The sequence below is a fragment of the Veillonella sp. T11011-6 genome (genome assembly GCF_002959755.1).
Taxonomy (GTDB): domain Bacteria; phylum Bacillota; class Negativicutes; order Veillonellales; family Veillonellaceae; genus Veillonella.
This window is the reverse complement of record NZ_PPCW01000001.1, coordinates 574,995-588,672: the sequence shown is the minus strand read 5'-3', so window position 1 is coordinate 588,672 and position 13,678 is coordinate 574,995. Positions and strand designations below refer to the sequence as shown.

Below are 13,678 nucleotides of genomic sequence, written 5' to 3'. Positions count from 1 at the left end.
AGGGCACTCCCCATTGGGGAATGCCCTTTTTTGCATAATGTAATATATTAGAATGTAACATTAATGCCATAAGCTTCTTTCACTAAACGTGCCATAGCCTCAGGTGTTTGTAGTCCTGGGTTAAGTAGGAATAGTTTAGATGGTAAGTAAATAACACGATTGTTTTGTACTGCCTTAAGATTTGCCCATGCAGGATTATCTGTCATGGCTTGTTTCATAGCCTTTGTAATTTCTTCTTCTTTACCCATGGTAACGATGAAGATAATATCAGGGTTATCAGCGGTTAATGTTTCAAGAGAATACGGTACCGTTTTATCCTTAGTTGTACCATCTAGGTGAGATGTTACAACATTTGTCATACCCAATTCTTTGACCATAGATGCAGTTACTGCTTCGTCAGTTTCGGCAGTCACGCCTTTACCCGTAGCACGTAATACGGCAACACGCGCAGGTTGTTGGTTTTTAATGGCATCCTTTACCTTTTGAATGTTGCTTTCATAGGTAGCAATAACAGATTTAGCCTTATCTTGGTGGTTGGTTAATTCCCCAAGGAATGTTAGCATTGGTACATTATCCTTGATGCCATCGTAATTAAAAAGTACGGCTGGAATATTGTTAGATTGTAATTGGGATTCGTATTTTTTATGTTGGTTTTGTAGACCCAATACTACGTCTGGTTTTAAACCTAATAATTGTTCCATGTTGATATTAGCCGTTTGACCTAATGCAGGTAATGATTCTAATTCTGGTGCTAATTTATCTGTTGTGCTAGCACGAGAAACGGCTTTGCCATCCACTGCGTATAGCATGGACAATACAGAATTTGAAAGAACAGCGATGCGTTGTGGATCCTTTGGTACAGTGTAGGTTTCACCATTAAAGGTAAGTTCCTTCGTAGTAGCAGAAGAGCTGGATGTGGATTTACCACACCCAGCTATTGCTAGTACGATCATGACCAAAGCAAGACTACAGAGTAGTAGTTTTTTCATGATGTACTCCTATGTACGTTATATAACGATACTAGTTAAATTGTTGAATGATTATTTTTGTAATGCGTCCCAAGATTCGTTAGCACGTTCAACGAATAAATTACGGATGTTAGGGTTTTCACCTAAACCATGAAGGTAAGTATCTACTTTGAAGCCTTCTTTTTCAAGGATGGATTTATGGGAATCTGGTTCCGCACCAGCCATGTCGTTGTTTGCATGGTCGCCAGCAACCATCATGAATGGCATCAATGTAACATGTTTAATACCATGTAATTTTAATTGTGGGATAACTTGTTCAAGATTTGGAGTACCTTCTACTGTGTAGATAAATACATTTTTCATACCAAGAGTATGGATACGGTCTTGAATTACAGAATAGTAAGCATTGGAAGGATCTGGAGTACCATGAGCCATGATAAGAAGAGCGTCTTCTTTGCCTAATTTAGGGAATTGAGATTGAACAGCTTTTAATGTTTCAATAACTTGGTCAGTTTGGTTTTCTTGACCCATCCAGTACATAAGAGATGTACCAAGTGTCATTTTTTTGAAATTATCTTTGTACAAATTATATACTGCTGCATCGTAGTTGTATTCCATACCAGGGATTACATCAAGGGATGCTAATGCAACGCGAGTGTAACCGTCTTTTTTGAGTTCAGCCAAAGCTTCTTCAGGAGTTGGGTAAGTAATACCTTCTTTTTGTTGGATACGATCACGAATGATATGGCTTGTGAAAGCTGTAACTACTTTTGTGTTTGGATGAGCTGCTTTAATAGCATCTACAGTTGCGTCGATTGTTTTTGCACGAGTATCTTTATAAGTTGTACCAAAGCTCATAACAACCATAGCATCTTTGTTTGGCAAGTTTTGTAAAGCTTCTGTATTGTGTGTGCGTACACCAATCGCAGCAGCTTCTTTCAATGCTGGTGTAGGATCTTTTACTTCTTCATTTAATTGATAAGCAGCGTTAGATACAGTAGATGTACCAAAGGACACTAAAAGACCTAGAATAGCGGATGCTAATGCTAATTGTTTTTTCATTTTAAAACTCCTATCCATAACTTAACTACAAATCTATGCAATGATCTTAGTAGTATAGATAATTTTATATAAATCGTTATAGGTTTATAGACCACTATAGATGTATTGCATATATATAACCTTAAGCCAATCGTAACAAAGGGACATAGGGGTGTCAATAAACCCCATACCCCTAGAAGTATAGGAAAAATAAGGGCTTTTTAAGAAATTAATGTGATGAATATAGTATAGTATTAGCTTTTATAAATATATTCTTTTTGGTTATAAGGATATGAATGTGTGAATATATGAGTAATTTTATTTTCCTTTCTAGGGATATTTTGATATTTTTTCTCATTGACTTATATTCGTGAATCTTGTACTATTATTACATAGTAGTTGATAATAATTTTCAGTTATGAAGATTGTATCATGTATGAGCGATATGGAGGTCACATATGAAAGGCATAATTATTGCATCCTTTGGATCAATTTATCAAGATGCTGTGGAGAAATCCATCGGCAGTATAGAGAAAAAAGTACGTTCCATGTATAGCGATATGGAGGTACGCCGTGTATTCTTATCTGATGCATTAGTGGAAAAGTGGAATGAGAAATATGATGAAAAGATTTCTTCTTTCACAGAAGCTATGCAAGATTTTGCTCGTCTTGGCATCGATGAGGTATACATTCAACCCGTAACATTGGTAGCAGATCAGTGTTACCAACAAATGCGTAAACAAGCATTGAAGTTTTTACATAGCAATGAATATGGTTTTAATCAAGTAAATATTGGTAAACCGTTACTTACATCATTAGGTGTAAAAAACTATGCTGACGATTATGAAGCAACATTGGAAAGCATTGTGCGTCATGTTAATACAAAAGCACTTAATAAATCTGTAGTGCTCATGGCAAATGGTCAAAATCAATTAGAGTTCAGTACATTACAATTAAAAGCTATGTACGGTGCAGCACCAAATGTAGTAGTATTTACTACAAATGGATTCCCTACGTTTAAACAAGCACTTACATTATTAGATCGTATGGGTCATAAAGACTTGTTAGTAGTACCATTAGCTCTTATTGGTTCTACACATTTAATGGACTACCTTGGCGGTGAACGCTCTGACTCCATTTATGCATTGCTCGCTGAAGAAGGGTACAATGTAGATATTTGGAATGAAGGTCTTGGTGAAAACCCTTATGTACAAGATTTATTCTTGAAACATTTAGGCCAAGCTATCCGCATGTCTGATCGGAAGCGTCCCATGCCTCGTGAATCTGTAAAACCTGTTATGACAAACTCTCGTATGGAAGCACAAGGTATGATTTCTTAGATTGATCTCTTACATAATTAGACATACATCTCTCCACACTCCTTTATATACGTAAAAGTCCTCCTTGTTGGAAATCCAATGAGGAGGATTTTTACTTTTACTATGAAAAATATTTATAATATCCATTTTATACGTCCTATGGTATGCCCCTAATGTGTCGTCTATGGTATGATTAAGATACATTATTAATTAGATAAGGAGACTTCCATGAAACAAGCTATTTTAGTTGTTGCTTTTGGGTCCACTGTTGACAGTGCTCGTGAACATAATATTGATTCCGTTGTGGAGCATATCCGTAAATCCTATCCAGATTATACTGTGGAATTAGCATTTTCTTCTCGTATTATCGTTAAACGTTTACGTGAACGCGGTATTGAGGTGCCTACTGAACAAGGGGCGTTAGAAAAACTTATCCAAGACGGGTATACACATATTTATGTACAACCACTTCACTTCACTGGCGGTGAAGAGTTTGATAAATTGAAAAATAATATCCTTGCTCATGAAGGGGAAGGACAGCTAGAAGTATTGCGCGTAGGTAGACCTCTCGTGTATTATATTGGCCAAGAGGAACATCCAGATGATTACCAAATTTTGATTGACCGATTCATTAAATCGCTTAACATTTCTAAAGAAGACGGGTTACTATTGGTTGGTCATGGTGGCCTCGGTTCTGGTAATTCATCATATGGCAACCTACAATTTAAACTAATTCGTGATGGCCTTACAAATGTACGTATCGCTGTTTTAGAGAATGCTCCTTATGTGGCTGACGTAGCTATGCCATGGGAATGGCTCGATGGTAAACGGCCAAACACAATTTATGTGCACCCATTATTATTAGTTCTTGGAGATCATGCACAAAACGATCTCTTTGGTGATGAAGAAGATAGCGTTATTAATGAACTTGCCGATTATGGCTATGAAGTTAAACCAATCCATAGCGCACTTGGTGAATATGAAGCAATACAAGATATCTTCCGCCAACATGTGCAAGATTGTATTGATGATTTGTATGGCAAACGTAGTTCACATCGTCCAACAATTCCAAATATTAAATAGTAGTTTTGTATATCTTGCATAAATTAGTTATAATAAAAGAAATGAAATTTATAAATAGAATGTAACTATAAGAATAGGAGAACCCCATGAAAGGTAAATTATATGGCATTGGCGTAGGCCCTGGCGATTCTGAATTAATGACTGTGAAAGCTGCTCGCATCGTAGGTGAAGCAGATATTATCATCACACCTAAAACAGAAAAGAAAGATGGTTCTGTAGCACTTAATATTGCATCCCCATATATTCAAGAACATACAGAAATCGTTCCTGTAGTATTCCCAATGGTATTGGATGATGCTACACAAGAGGAAGGGTGGCAAGAAGCAAAACGCATTATCTTATCCTACTTAGATCAAGGTAAAAGCGTTGTCTTCTTAACATTGGGTGATCCTATGTTCTACAGCACATACATGTATGTATATCGCTTGATTGAAAATACAGGCCATGAAATTGAAACAATTCCTGGCATTACTGCTTTCTGTGCTATTGGTTCCCACCTTGGTTATCCAATCGTAGAGAAGGAAGAAGTATTAGCTATCGTTCCTGCTACAGCACCTAAAGAAAAAATTGATGCTGTATTAGCCGTAGCTGATGATGCAGTAATCATGAAAGTGTACAAAAACTTTGATGAAGTACAAGAAACATTGATTAAACACAATATGGCAGATGATGCGGTTATGATTAGCCGTGTAGGTTTGCCAGATGAGCAAGTATTCGTAGGCCTTGATAATATGCCAAAAGATACTAAACTCAACTACTTGTCTACAATCCTTGCAAAACGTAAGGACCGTTAACAAACACGTCGTATTACGAGGTAATATTTATGAACACAGTACATATTCCACGTGTTGTCATTGCTGGCACTAACTCTGGTGTAGGTAAAACAACTATCGTAGCGGGCTTATTGGCTGCTTATGCAAATGGTGGACGTACGGTGCAATCCTTTAAAGTGGGCCCGGATTATATTGATCCGGGCTTTCATAAAATTGCATCCGGCCGTGACAGCTATAATTTAGATACGTGGCTCGTGCCACCTCACAAATTAAATCCTTTCTTTGCTACTATGGCGCATGGCGTAGACCTTGCTATTATTGAAGGTGTTATGGGCCTTTATGATGGGGGTCGAGAAGGCGTTAGCTCCACAGCTCAAATTGCTAAGCAATTGAATGCACCGGTGGTGCTTGTTATCGATTGCAAGGCCATGGGTGAAAGTGCGGCAGCTATTGCTAAAGGATTCCGTGATTATGATCCAGAGGTAAACTTTGGCGGCGTTATCTTGAACCGCTTAGGTTCTGCCAACCACGAGCGCATGGTTCGTGAAGGTATGGATAAAATAGGTGTACCTGTTATTGGTGCTATTTATCGCGATGATCGTATGCACTCTCCAGAGCGCCATTTAGGACTCACACCTGTTACTGAGATTGATCCAACAGAGGCAATCAACACGATTCGCGAAGTTGTTGAGAAAATGGTAAATCTAGGTCAATTGTTGGACATTGCATCTAGTGCGCCAAGTATTGAATTACCAGATGCCGTAGATCCTAAATCCGTAGAAAAACGAGTTAAAATTGGTGTAGCCTATGATGAGGCGTTCTCCTTCTACTATCCAGCAAGTTTAGCCGCCCTAGAGGAAAAAGGTGCAGAAATCGTATACTTTAGCCCTCTTAATGACTTTGAAGTTCCTGATGTAGACGGCCTAGTATTTGGCGGTGGCTTCCCTGAAATGTTCTTGTTCCAACTTTCTAGTAACGAGTCAATGAAAGAGTCTATCCGTCAAGCCAACGAAAAAGGACTGCCTATTTATGCTGAATGTGGTGGCCTTATGTATTTATGTGAAAGCATCCACGACTTTGAGGGTACCGTATACGATACGGTAGGTATTGTACCGGCTAATTGCATTATGCAACAAAAGCTGCAAAAAGTAGGGTATGTTACGGCTACAGCTAAGCGAGATACCTTGTTAGGCACTGCTGATACATCTCTTCGTGGTCATGAGTTCCATTTCTCTACTATGGAGCCGACTGTAGAGAACTTCCCATGGGCATTCCACTTAGAAGGTGGCCGTAAACCTCAATCCTATGATGGTGGCTATGCTACTGATAATGTATTAGCATCGTATTTACATTTGAACTTTGCTGGTTCTGATGAAGGAGCACAACATTTCATTGATATATGTGCTAAGTATAAAGCTAAAAGGAGCTAATTATGAGTGAACGAGGCTTAATTTTAGTTAATACCGGCAATGGTAAAGGTAAAACAACAGCAGCCTTAGGTGTTGCATTACGCGCTGTTGGCCAAGGTCTTAAGGTTTTAATCTTACAATTTATCAAAAGTGGTAATGGCTATGGCGAACTAGCAGGTCTTGCTAAATTAGGGGACCAAGTAGAAATTCGTTCCATGGGTAAGGGATTCATTTACTATAAACGAGATGAAGTAGGCGAGGCTGAATTGGCACGTCACAAAGAGGCAGCTCAAAAGGCTTGGCACACATTAGTGGAAGAAGTAAATTCAGATCGATGGGACCTCATCATTATGGATGAAATCAATAATGCCATTAATTATGAGCTTATTGATGTGAATTCTGTAGTAGATATGCTTAAACATAAACCTGAGCGCTTACACGTTATTTTAACAGGCCGTTATGCAAAACCTGAAATCATTGACGTTGCCGATACGGTAACAGAAATGAAGGTAGTAAAGCACGCCTATGAGAAAGGCATTAAAGCTGCTAAGGGGATTGAGTTTTAGTTTAGATGATATAGGAATAATTAAATCTAAAATTTTCGAAAAAGTTCTTGCTAAAACTATATCGAAAATGTATAATATAGTCATAAGCACAAGGTGCTAAATATTCTCGACATTAAGTATGTATATAAGACTAACCAGGAGGTTAACTATGGCTGTACATGATTACATTAAATCCGGCGATTTCGCTACTGAAAAACACGTTCCTGTTATCGAAACTGTTGACACTGTAAAAGCAGGTGAAACTTTCCACGTAACATTGTCCGTTGGTAAAGACATCGCACATCCTAACACTGTAGAACATCACATTGAATGGATCAAATTGTACTTCGTAGCTGAAGGTACTCAATTGCCATTCGAAGTTGGTGAAATTTCCTTCAACGTACATGGTGACGGCGCAACTGCAAACGAAGGCCCTGTACACGCAATTTCTGAAGGTTCTTTGGCAGTTTCCTTGAACAAATCTGGTAAATTGATTGCTGTATCCTACTGCAACATCCACGGTTTGTGGGAATCCGAAAAAGAAATCACAGTTGCTTAATTAACTTAATCAACTAATAAAGACCAGCCTTAGGGCTGGTCTTTTTGTATGTAATTTTTAATAATAACATAATTATTTTAGAGAAAAATCTGTCCGCACTCAAAAGAGTTTTGTTTTTATATGGTGGATAAAATGCCTTATATCCCTTTACAGTGCTATTTGTTTGTGGTAAAGTATATGCATATTGATTTTTAGTAGAATAAGTTAAATGAGGGATTATTGTGGCCTTAATCGTTAAAAAATTTGGTGGTAGTTCCGTAGCTACACCAGAAAAAATATTTAATATTGTTGATCGCGTCCTTCGTGAGAAGAAAGAAGACGATAAAGTCGTTATCGTTGTATCCGCTATGGGTGATACAACAGATGACTTGGTAGCATTGGCTAAAGAAGTAACATCTAAGCCTTATGGTCGTGAAATGGACCGCTTGTTATCTACAGGTGAGCAAGTAACGATTGCATTAATGGCGATGGCTTTCAACGAACGTGGTCATAAAGCTATGTCCTTAACAGGTGACCAAGCAGGTATTACAAGTAGTGATACATTCAATAAAGGCCGTATTTTAGGCGTTGATCCAAATCGCGTATTTGAAGCTTTGGATGAAGGCAATATCGTAGTAGTTGCAGGTTTCCAAGGTATTACTGAATATGGTGATATGGTTACTTTAGGTCGCGGTGGTTCTGATACAACTGCTGTTGCATTGGCAGGCGCTATGAAAGCTGATGTTTGTGAAATATTCACAGATGTTGAAGGCGTTTACTCTACAGACCCTCGTGTTGCAAAAGAGGCTTTTAAATTAGAAGAAGTAACATATGGCGAAATGCTTGAGATGGCACGTCTTGGTGCAGGTGTAATGCAACCTCGCGCCGTAGAAATGGGTTTCCGTTATGGTGTACCTATTCACGTACGTTCAACATTTAGTGACAATACAGGTACTATTATTCGGGAGGATTATACTGTGGAAGCAAATAAACACGTAATTACTGGCGTAGCTGATGATACTAATACAGCAAAAGTAGCCCTTGTAGGCGTTGAAAATAAACCAGGTGTTGCAGCAACTGTGTTCAAAGCATTGGCTGCAAAAAACGTGGATGTTGATATGATTGTTCAATCTATCCGCGCCGTAGGTGAACCTAAAACTGATCTCATCTTCACTGTAGCTATGGATGATGTTGTACTAGCTCGTGAAGTATTAGCAGAATTACAAAAAACTGTTGATATTGAAGCTGTAAATATTGACGAAAGAATGGCAAAAGTATCTATCATTGGTGCAGGTATGTTAGGTCAACCAGGCGTGGCAGCTCAAATGTTTGATATTTTGAGCCAAGAAGGCATCAATATTGAAATCATTTCTACTTCTGAAATTAGTATTTCTTGCCTTGTTACTGAAGATCGCGTTAAAGATGCTGTTCGTGTAATCCACAATGGCTTATTGTTAGATCAAAGAGGTTAATCTATTTATGGATAGTCTACGTAGTTTTATGGATGAAATGCTCAATGACCAAGGTCGTAAGGAAGGTTTCATTAGCGATCTACTAGGAAATCTAAAAAATCAGCCTATTCCAACATTGGAGCAAGCTCAAACTGGTTATACTACGGTAAGTAATTTACATGGCATTTTCTACGATTATGATAAGGCCGAAGTTACTATTTCTTATAAGGTGGTACCTGATATGTACCCACCGTATACGTTGAGTTTTATACAATTTCAAGCAGTGTTAGAAGGCTTATTAACCTTGCGCCGCAATCAAAAGTGGCAAATGCAACATAATAAATAAAATGAACCCCATAGGCGGTAATGCCTATGGGGTTTTGTGTTTCGATAATTATTCTTAACATCTATATATAGAGTTGTCGATGTGTTATAATGAATTGTTAGGAAGAAATTAATTATATTTATATAGAAAGAAGGGACAGCATGGAAATAAATAAGGTTTATTCTGGCTTTCGCCTTGACCGCATTGAGCGCATTGATGAGATCAATGGTACCGCTTATGAAATGAAGCATGAAAAATCTGGTGCTCGTTTAATTTATATTGATTCACCAGATTCTAATAAAGTATTCAATATTGCGTTTAGAACAACACCTCACAATAGTACCGGTGTGGCACATATTATGGAGCATTCTGTTCTATGTGGTTCTCGCAAATTCCCATTAAAAGAGCCCTTTGTTGAATTGGTAAAAGGTTCTTTAAACACGTTCCTGAATGCTATGACATATCCGGATAAAACAATGTATCCTGTAGCCAGCAAGAACGATAAAGATTTCCATAATTTGATGGACGTATATCTTGATGCAGTATTCTACCCACGTGTTCGTGAAGATGCAGAAATCGTAATGCAAGAAGGTTGGCATTATGAGCTAGAAAATGCAGATGATGAACTCACTTACAAAGGCGTTGTATTTAATGAGATGAAAGGTGTTTATTCATCTCCTGATTCTGTCTTGGAACGCCAAATGATGCGCGAGCTTTTCCCAGATACTACTTATGGCGTTGACTCTGGTGGGGATCCTGATTATATTACAGATTTAACATATGAAGAATTCCAAGAGTTCTACCGTGTTCACTATCATCCATCCAATAGTTATATCTTCTTGTATGGTGATATGAATATTGAAGAGCAATTAGCATTCTTAAATGATGAGTACTTAAGTCATTTTGATGCTATCGACGTTCATACGGAGGTAGCTCTACAAGCTCCATTTACAGAAGGTAAAGTAGTGAGCTATCCATATAGCGTAGGTTCTGAGGAGTCAACAGATAATCGTACATTGCATTCCTTTGCGTATGTATTGCCTGATGTAACACCTGAACATAGCTTAGCCTTTGAAGTATTAACACATGCTTTGTTGACATCTCCTGCAGCGCCTCTTAAACAGGCGTTGGTGAAAGCTGGTATCGGTTCTGATATTAGTGGCTATTACTTAGATAGCATTCGTCAACCTATGTGGACAGTGCAAGCTACAGGTTCTAATCTAGATAAACAAGCTGACTTGCAACGTATTGTAGAGTCCACATTACAAGAGTTATGTGATAAGGGCCTAGATAAAGAGTTATTAGAGGCTTCTTTAAATAGCATTGAATTTGCTCTTCGTGAAAGTGATTTTGGTGGTCGTCCTATCGGTTTAGCCTATATTATTCGTATGATGGATAATTGGCTATACGATAATGATCCATTGGAACTATTACATTATGAAGAGGCATTAGCGAATATTCGCAAGGGCTTAGCAGGTACATACTTCGAAGATTTGATTCGTCATTCCATCTTGAATAATAACCATAAAGTTCTTGTATCTATTTATCCTGAACGTGGTCTTCAAGAACGTAAAGATGCAGAGGTTAAAGAGCATTTAGCCACTGTAAAAGCTAATATGACACCTGAAGAAATCGAAGCAATTGTAGAGCAAACAAAACGCCTTAAAATTCGTCAAGAAACTCCAGATAGTGATGAAGCGCTAGCATCTATTCCTTTGCTCGAGTTATCTGATTTAAACCCTAATATTGAAGCCGTAGAACGCCGTGAAAGTAAAATTGGCAATACTATAGTTCATTTTGTACCTACTTTTACAAAAGGTATCAATTATGTAGGATTGTACTTTAAATTGAACTGCCTCACTGAGGAAGAACTATTCTACGCTGATATTTTAAGTGATATCCTCGGTCGTATTGATACATCTGAACGCGGCTATGAAGCTCTGGCTAAAGATATCAATATGAATTTAGGTGGATTGAGTTCTGATATTACGGCCATCAGCAAAGATGGTAAGCGTGATGAATTTACTCCTCTTATGATTGTGCGTGCGAAAGCATTGCATTCTAAATTACCTGATTTATGTCGCTTGATTAATGAAGTCGTTCAAAAAGCAGATTATAGCGATGATCAACGTTTGACTGAACTTGTTCAAGAAAGCAAAGCCATTTGGGATAATGAAGCATTCCGTCGTGGTAATTCCATCGTGAGTCAACGCGTTATGGCTCAAGTATCTGCTGTTGGTAAGTTTAGAGATAATGGTAATTTAGGATATTATCAAAAAATTAGTGAACTAGCATCTAATCCTGCAGCATTGCCACTTTTACCAGAAAAATTAGCTGAAGTAGCTCGTAAAATTTTCCGCGCTAACAATGTAGATATTATGTTTGTTGGTGAAGAAGGCGAATTAGACGCCTTTGAAAACCTTATGGAACCTTTCGTTGAAACTTGGGATGCTACAGAATTGAGTGATGATGCATTACAAATCTCTCGTCTATCTGGCAACGATGGTATCGTTACAGCTGGTAAAGTTCAATATGTAGCTCAAGGTGGTAACTTCATCGATCATGGTTTCAAACATGTTGGTCCAATGAGCGTGTTAGAAACGATTTTACGTTATGAATACCTTTGGATTCGTATTCGTGTACAAGGTGGTGCTTACGGAGCATTTGCTAATTTCTATGATGATGGCAATATGATTTTCTGCAGTTATCGCGATCCTAACTTGTTGGAAACTCTAGATGTATATAAAGAGTTGCCTCAATACCTTCGTGACTTCACATTAACTGATCGTGAAATGCGTAAATATATCATTGGTACTATGAGTTCTTTAGACTTGCCAATGACACCTGCATTGCGTGGACCACGTGCAATGGGTATGTACTTCAGCGGTGCTAAATTAGAGGACAAAGTAGAGTTCCGTAAACAAGTAATCGCATGTAAGCCAGAAGATATTGTTGCATTAGCAGATGTGGTAGAACCTGTATTGAATGATAATCATATTTGCACAATGGGTAACGAACAAAAAATTAAAGATGCTGGTAATGTGTTTGATAACATTGTGTCTTTAGGATAAATAAGTTTATATCAATACATGATATTGCTTTAGTATTACTTTGACATATCTTTGGATGTATAAGTGGCATATTCATAATGGATATGCCACTTGTTTTCTACTATAGGAGAGTTCTAATGAAAGGTAGATTTGCGCCTAGTCCAACCGGATATATTCATCTCGGTAACGTGTGGATAGCACTTTTATCATATATCTCCACACGCCAACAAAAAGGAATGTATGTTGTACGTATGGAGGATATAGACCTACAACGGTCAAAACGAGAACTAGGGGAAGCTTTACTAGATGATTTAGAATGGCTTGGCTTTGAATGGGATGAAGGACCTCGTGTAGGTGGACCAGAAGTATCCTATTGGCAAAGTGAAAGACAAACATATTATGCAGACATATTAGAATATCTCGCATTAGAAAAACTAATTTACCCTTGCTTTTGTAATAGAGCGCGACTACAATCTATAGCTTCTGCACCTCATTTAGGCGAAGTGGTGCATCGTTATGATGGAAAATGTCGACATTTATGTGATTTTGAAATGCAAGAGTTATGTAATAGTAAAGAACCATCCTTGCGCCTTGCTATAGATTCTTGTGATCTTGAGTTTGATGATCGATGGCAAGGAAAGCAACATATTCATTTGGAAGGTGAACTAGATGATTATGTATTACGTCGTGGTGATGGTATGTACGCATACAATTTGGCAGTCGTATTAGATGATATAGCTATGGGAATAACTGAAGTGATTCGAGGCGATGATTTACTCGATACAACGGGACAGCAATTATATTTGTATAACACATTACAACAATGTTATCCCCATAAGAATATAGTGGTTCCCAAGTATGGTCATGCCCCACTTTTGGTAGATACAGATGGTCATAGACTTTCTAAACGTCAAAAGAGTATTACAATCCGCGAATTACGAGAACAGCAATGGTCAGCATCTAGAATTTTAGGGGAGTTAGCTGTTGCAGGGGGACTTATAAATGGTGCTAAGTATAGTCATCCACAAATAAGCCTTTCTGATTTAATTCATTTAGACCTATCGGTTCCTAGTTTGAGACAAAAAACAATCGTCATTAAATGATAATAGATACATTGATTTTAGTTCTAAAATGTTTGCTAAAAGCGTATAATTCTTTAACTATAAAATTCGATAC

12 protein-coding genes are annotated in these 13,678 nt (G+C 37.8%); 10 read left to right on the top strand and 2 right to left on the bottom strand.

The window, feature by feature from the left end:
* Positions 1 to 47: 47 nt before the first annotated feature.
* Positions 48 to 989 (bottom strand): ABC transporter substrate-binding protein, encoded by a 942-nt coding sequence (locus tag VRHSUH10_RS02765; protein WP_105089353.1) that lies wholly within the window; start codon positions 987 to 989, stop codon positions 48 to 50.
* Positions 990 to 1,040: 51 nt separating this feature from the next.
* Positions 1,041 to 2,030, bottom strand: coding sequence for a sirohydrochlorin cobaltochelatase (locus VRHSUH10_RS02760; protein ID WP_105089352.1), 990 nt, complete (start codon positions 2,028 to 2,030; stop codon positions 1,041 to 1,043).
* Between the two features lie 437 nt (positions 2,031 to 2,467).
* Here VRHSUH10_RS02760 and VRHSUH10_RS02755 point away from each other — a divergent pair, with 437 nt between their 5' ends.
* From VRHSUH10_RS02755 to gluQRS, 10 genes are all read left to right on the top strand, one after another.
* A complete protein-coding gene (locus tag VRHSUH10_RS02755; RefSeq protein WP_105089351.1) occupies positions 2,468 to 3,349 on the top strand; it encodes a sirohydrochlorin cobaltochelatase in 882 nt (293 codons plus the stop codon).
* A gap of 207 nt (positions 3,350 to 3,556) precedes the next feature.
* Complete coding sequence (locus VRHSUH10_RS02750) at positions 3,557 to 4,411, top strand: sirohydrochlorin cobaltochelatase (protein WP_105089350.1); 855 nt, start codon at positions 3,557 to 3,559, stop codon at positions 4,409 to 4,411.
* 86 nt (positions 4,412 to 4,497) lie between these two features.
* Positions 4,498 to 5,205 carry a precorrin-2 C(20)-methyltransferase gene (gene cobI / locus VRHSUH10_RS02745; protein WP_105089349.1) on the top strand — a complete coding sequence of 236 codons (708 nt, stop codon included), beginning with the start codon at positions 4,498 to 4,500 and terminating at the stop codon, positions 5,203 to 5,205.
* A gap of 29 nt (positions 5,206 to 5,234) precedes the next feature.
* On the top strand, positions 5,235 to 6,614 hold the full coding sequence (locus VRHSUH10_RS02740; RefSeq protein ID WP_105089348.1) for a cobyrinate a,c-diamide synthase: 1,380 nt from the start codon (positions 5,235 to 5,237) through the stop codon (positions 6,612 to 6,614).
* Positions 6,615 to 6,616: 2 nt separating this feature from the next.
* Entirely contained in the window at positions 6,617 to 7,159 is a 543-nt protein-coding gene (gene cobO, locus VRHSUH10_RS02735) for a cob(I)yrinic acid a,c-diamide adenosyltransferase (RefSeq protein ID WP_105089347.1), read from the top strand.
* Positions 7,160 to 7,307: 148 nt separating this feature from the next.
* Positions 7,308 to 7,697 (top strand): class II SORL domain-containing protein, encoded by a 390-nt coding sequence (locus tag VRHSUH10_RS02730; protein WP_005386220.1) that lies wholly within the window; start codon positions 7,308 to 7,310, stop codon positions 7,695 to 7,697.
* Positions 7,698 to 7,918: 221 nt separating this feature from the next.
* Positions 7,919 to 9,148 (top strand): aspartate kinase, encoded by a 1,230-nt coding sequence (locus tag VRHSUH10_RS02725; RefSeq protein WP_105089346.1) that lies wholly within the window; start codon positions 7,919 to 7,921, stop codon positions 9,146 to 9,148.
* Positions 9,149 to 9,155: 7 nt separating this feature from the next.
* A complete protein-coding gene (locus VRHSUH10_RS02720; protein WP_105089345.1) occupies positions 9,156 to 9,473 on the top strand; it encodes a hypothetical protein in 318 nt (105 codons plus the stop codon).
* A 140-nt stretch (positions 9,474 to 9,613) separates the two neighbouring features.
* The gene (locus VRHSUH10_RS02715; RefSeq protein ID WP_105089344.1) at positions 9,614 to 12,523 is read left to right on the top strand and encodes an insulinase family protein; all 2,910 of its coding nucleotides are present in this window, start codon (positions 9,614 to 9,616) and stop codon (positions 12,521 to 12,523) included.
* A 116-nt stretch (positions 12,524 to 12,639) separates the two neighbouring features.
* On the top strand, positions 12,640 to 13,605 hold the full coding sequence (gluQRS, locus tag VRHSUH10_RS02710) for a tRNA glutamyl-Q(34) synthetase GluQRS (protein ID WP_105089343.1): 966 nt from the start codon (positions 12,640 to 12,642) through the stop codon (positions 13,603 to 13,605).
* The last annotated feature ends 73 nt before the right edge of the window (positions 13,606 to 13,678 follow it).

What these genes read in the sequence shown, in the direction of transcription:
- VRHSUH10_RS02765 (WP_105089353.1), bottom strand. Translation starts at nt 989, where the DNA reads ATGAAAAAACTACTACTCTGTAGTCTTGCTTTGGTCATGATCGTACTA.
- VRHSUH10_RS02760 (WP_105089352.1), bottom strand. Translation starts at nt 2,030, where the DNA reads ATGAAAAAACAATTAGCATTAGCATCCGCTATTCTAGGTCTTTTAGTG.
- VRHSUH10_RS02755 (WP_105089351.1), top strand. Translation starts at nt 2,468, where the DNA reads ATGAAAGGCATAATTATTGCATCCTTTGGATCAATTTATCAAGATGCT.
- VRHSUH10_RS02750 (WP_105089350.1), top strand. Translation starts at nt 3,557, where the DNA reads ATGAAACAAGCTATTTTAGTTGTTGCTTTTGGGTCCACTGTTGACAGT.
- cobI (WP_105089349.1), top strand. Translation starts at nt 4,498, where the DNA reads ATGAAAGGTAAATTATATGGCATTGGCGTAGGCCCTGGCGATTCTGAA.
- VRHSUH10_RS02740 (WP_105089348.1), top strand. Translation starts at nt 5,235, where the DNA reads ATGAACACAGTACATATTCCACGTGTTGTCATTGCTGGCACTAACTCT.
- cobO (WP_105089347.1), top strand. Translation starts at nt 6,617, where the DNA reads ATGAGTGAACGAGGCTTAATTTTAGTTAATACCGGCAATGGTAAAGGT.
- VRHSUH10_RS02730 (WP_005386220.1), top strand. Translation starts at nt 7,308, where the DNA reads ATGGCTGTACATGATTACATTAAATCCGGCGATTTCGCTACTGAAAAA.
- VRHSUH10_RS02720 (WP_105089345.1), top strand. Translation starts at nt 9,156, where the DNA reads ATGGATAGTCTACGTAGTTTTATGGATGAAATGCTCAATGACCAAGGT.
- VRHSUH10_RS02715 (WP_105089344.1), top strand. Translation starts at nt 9,614, where the DNA reads ATGGAAATAAATAAGGTTTATTCTGGCTTTCGCCTTGACCGCATTGAG.
- gluQRS (WP_105089343.1), top strand. Translation starts at nt 12,640, where the DNA reads ATGAAAGGTAGATTTGCGCCTAGTCCAACCGGATATATTCATCTCGGT.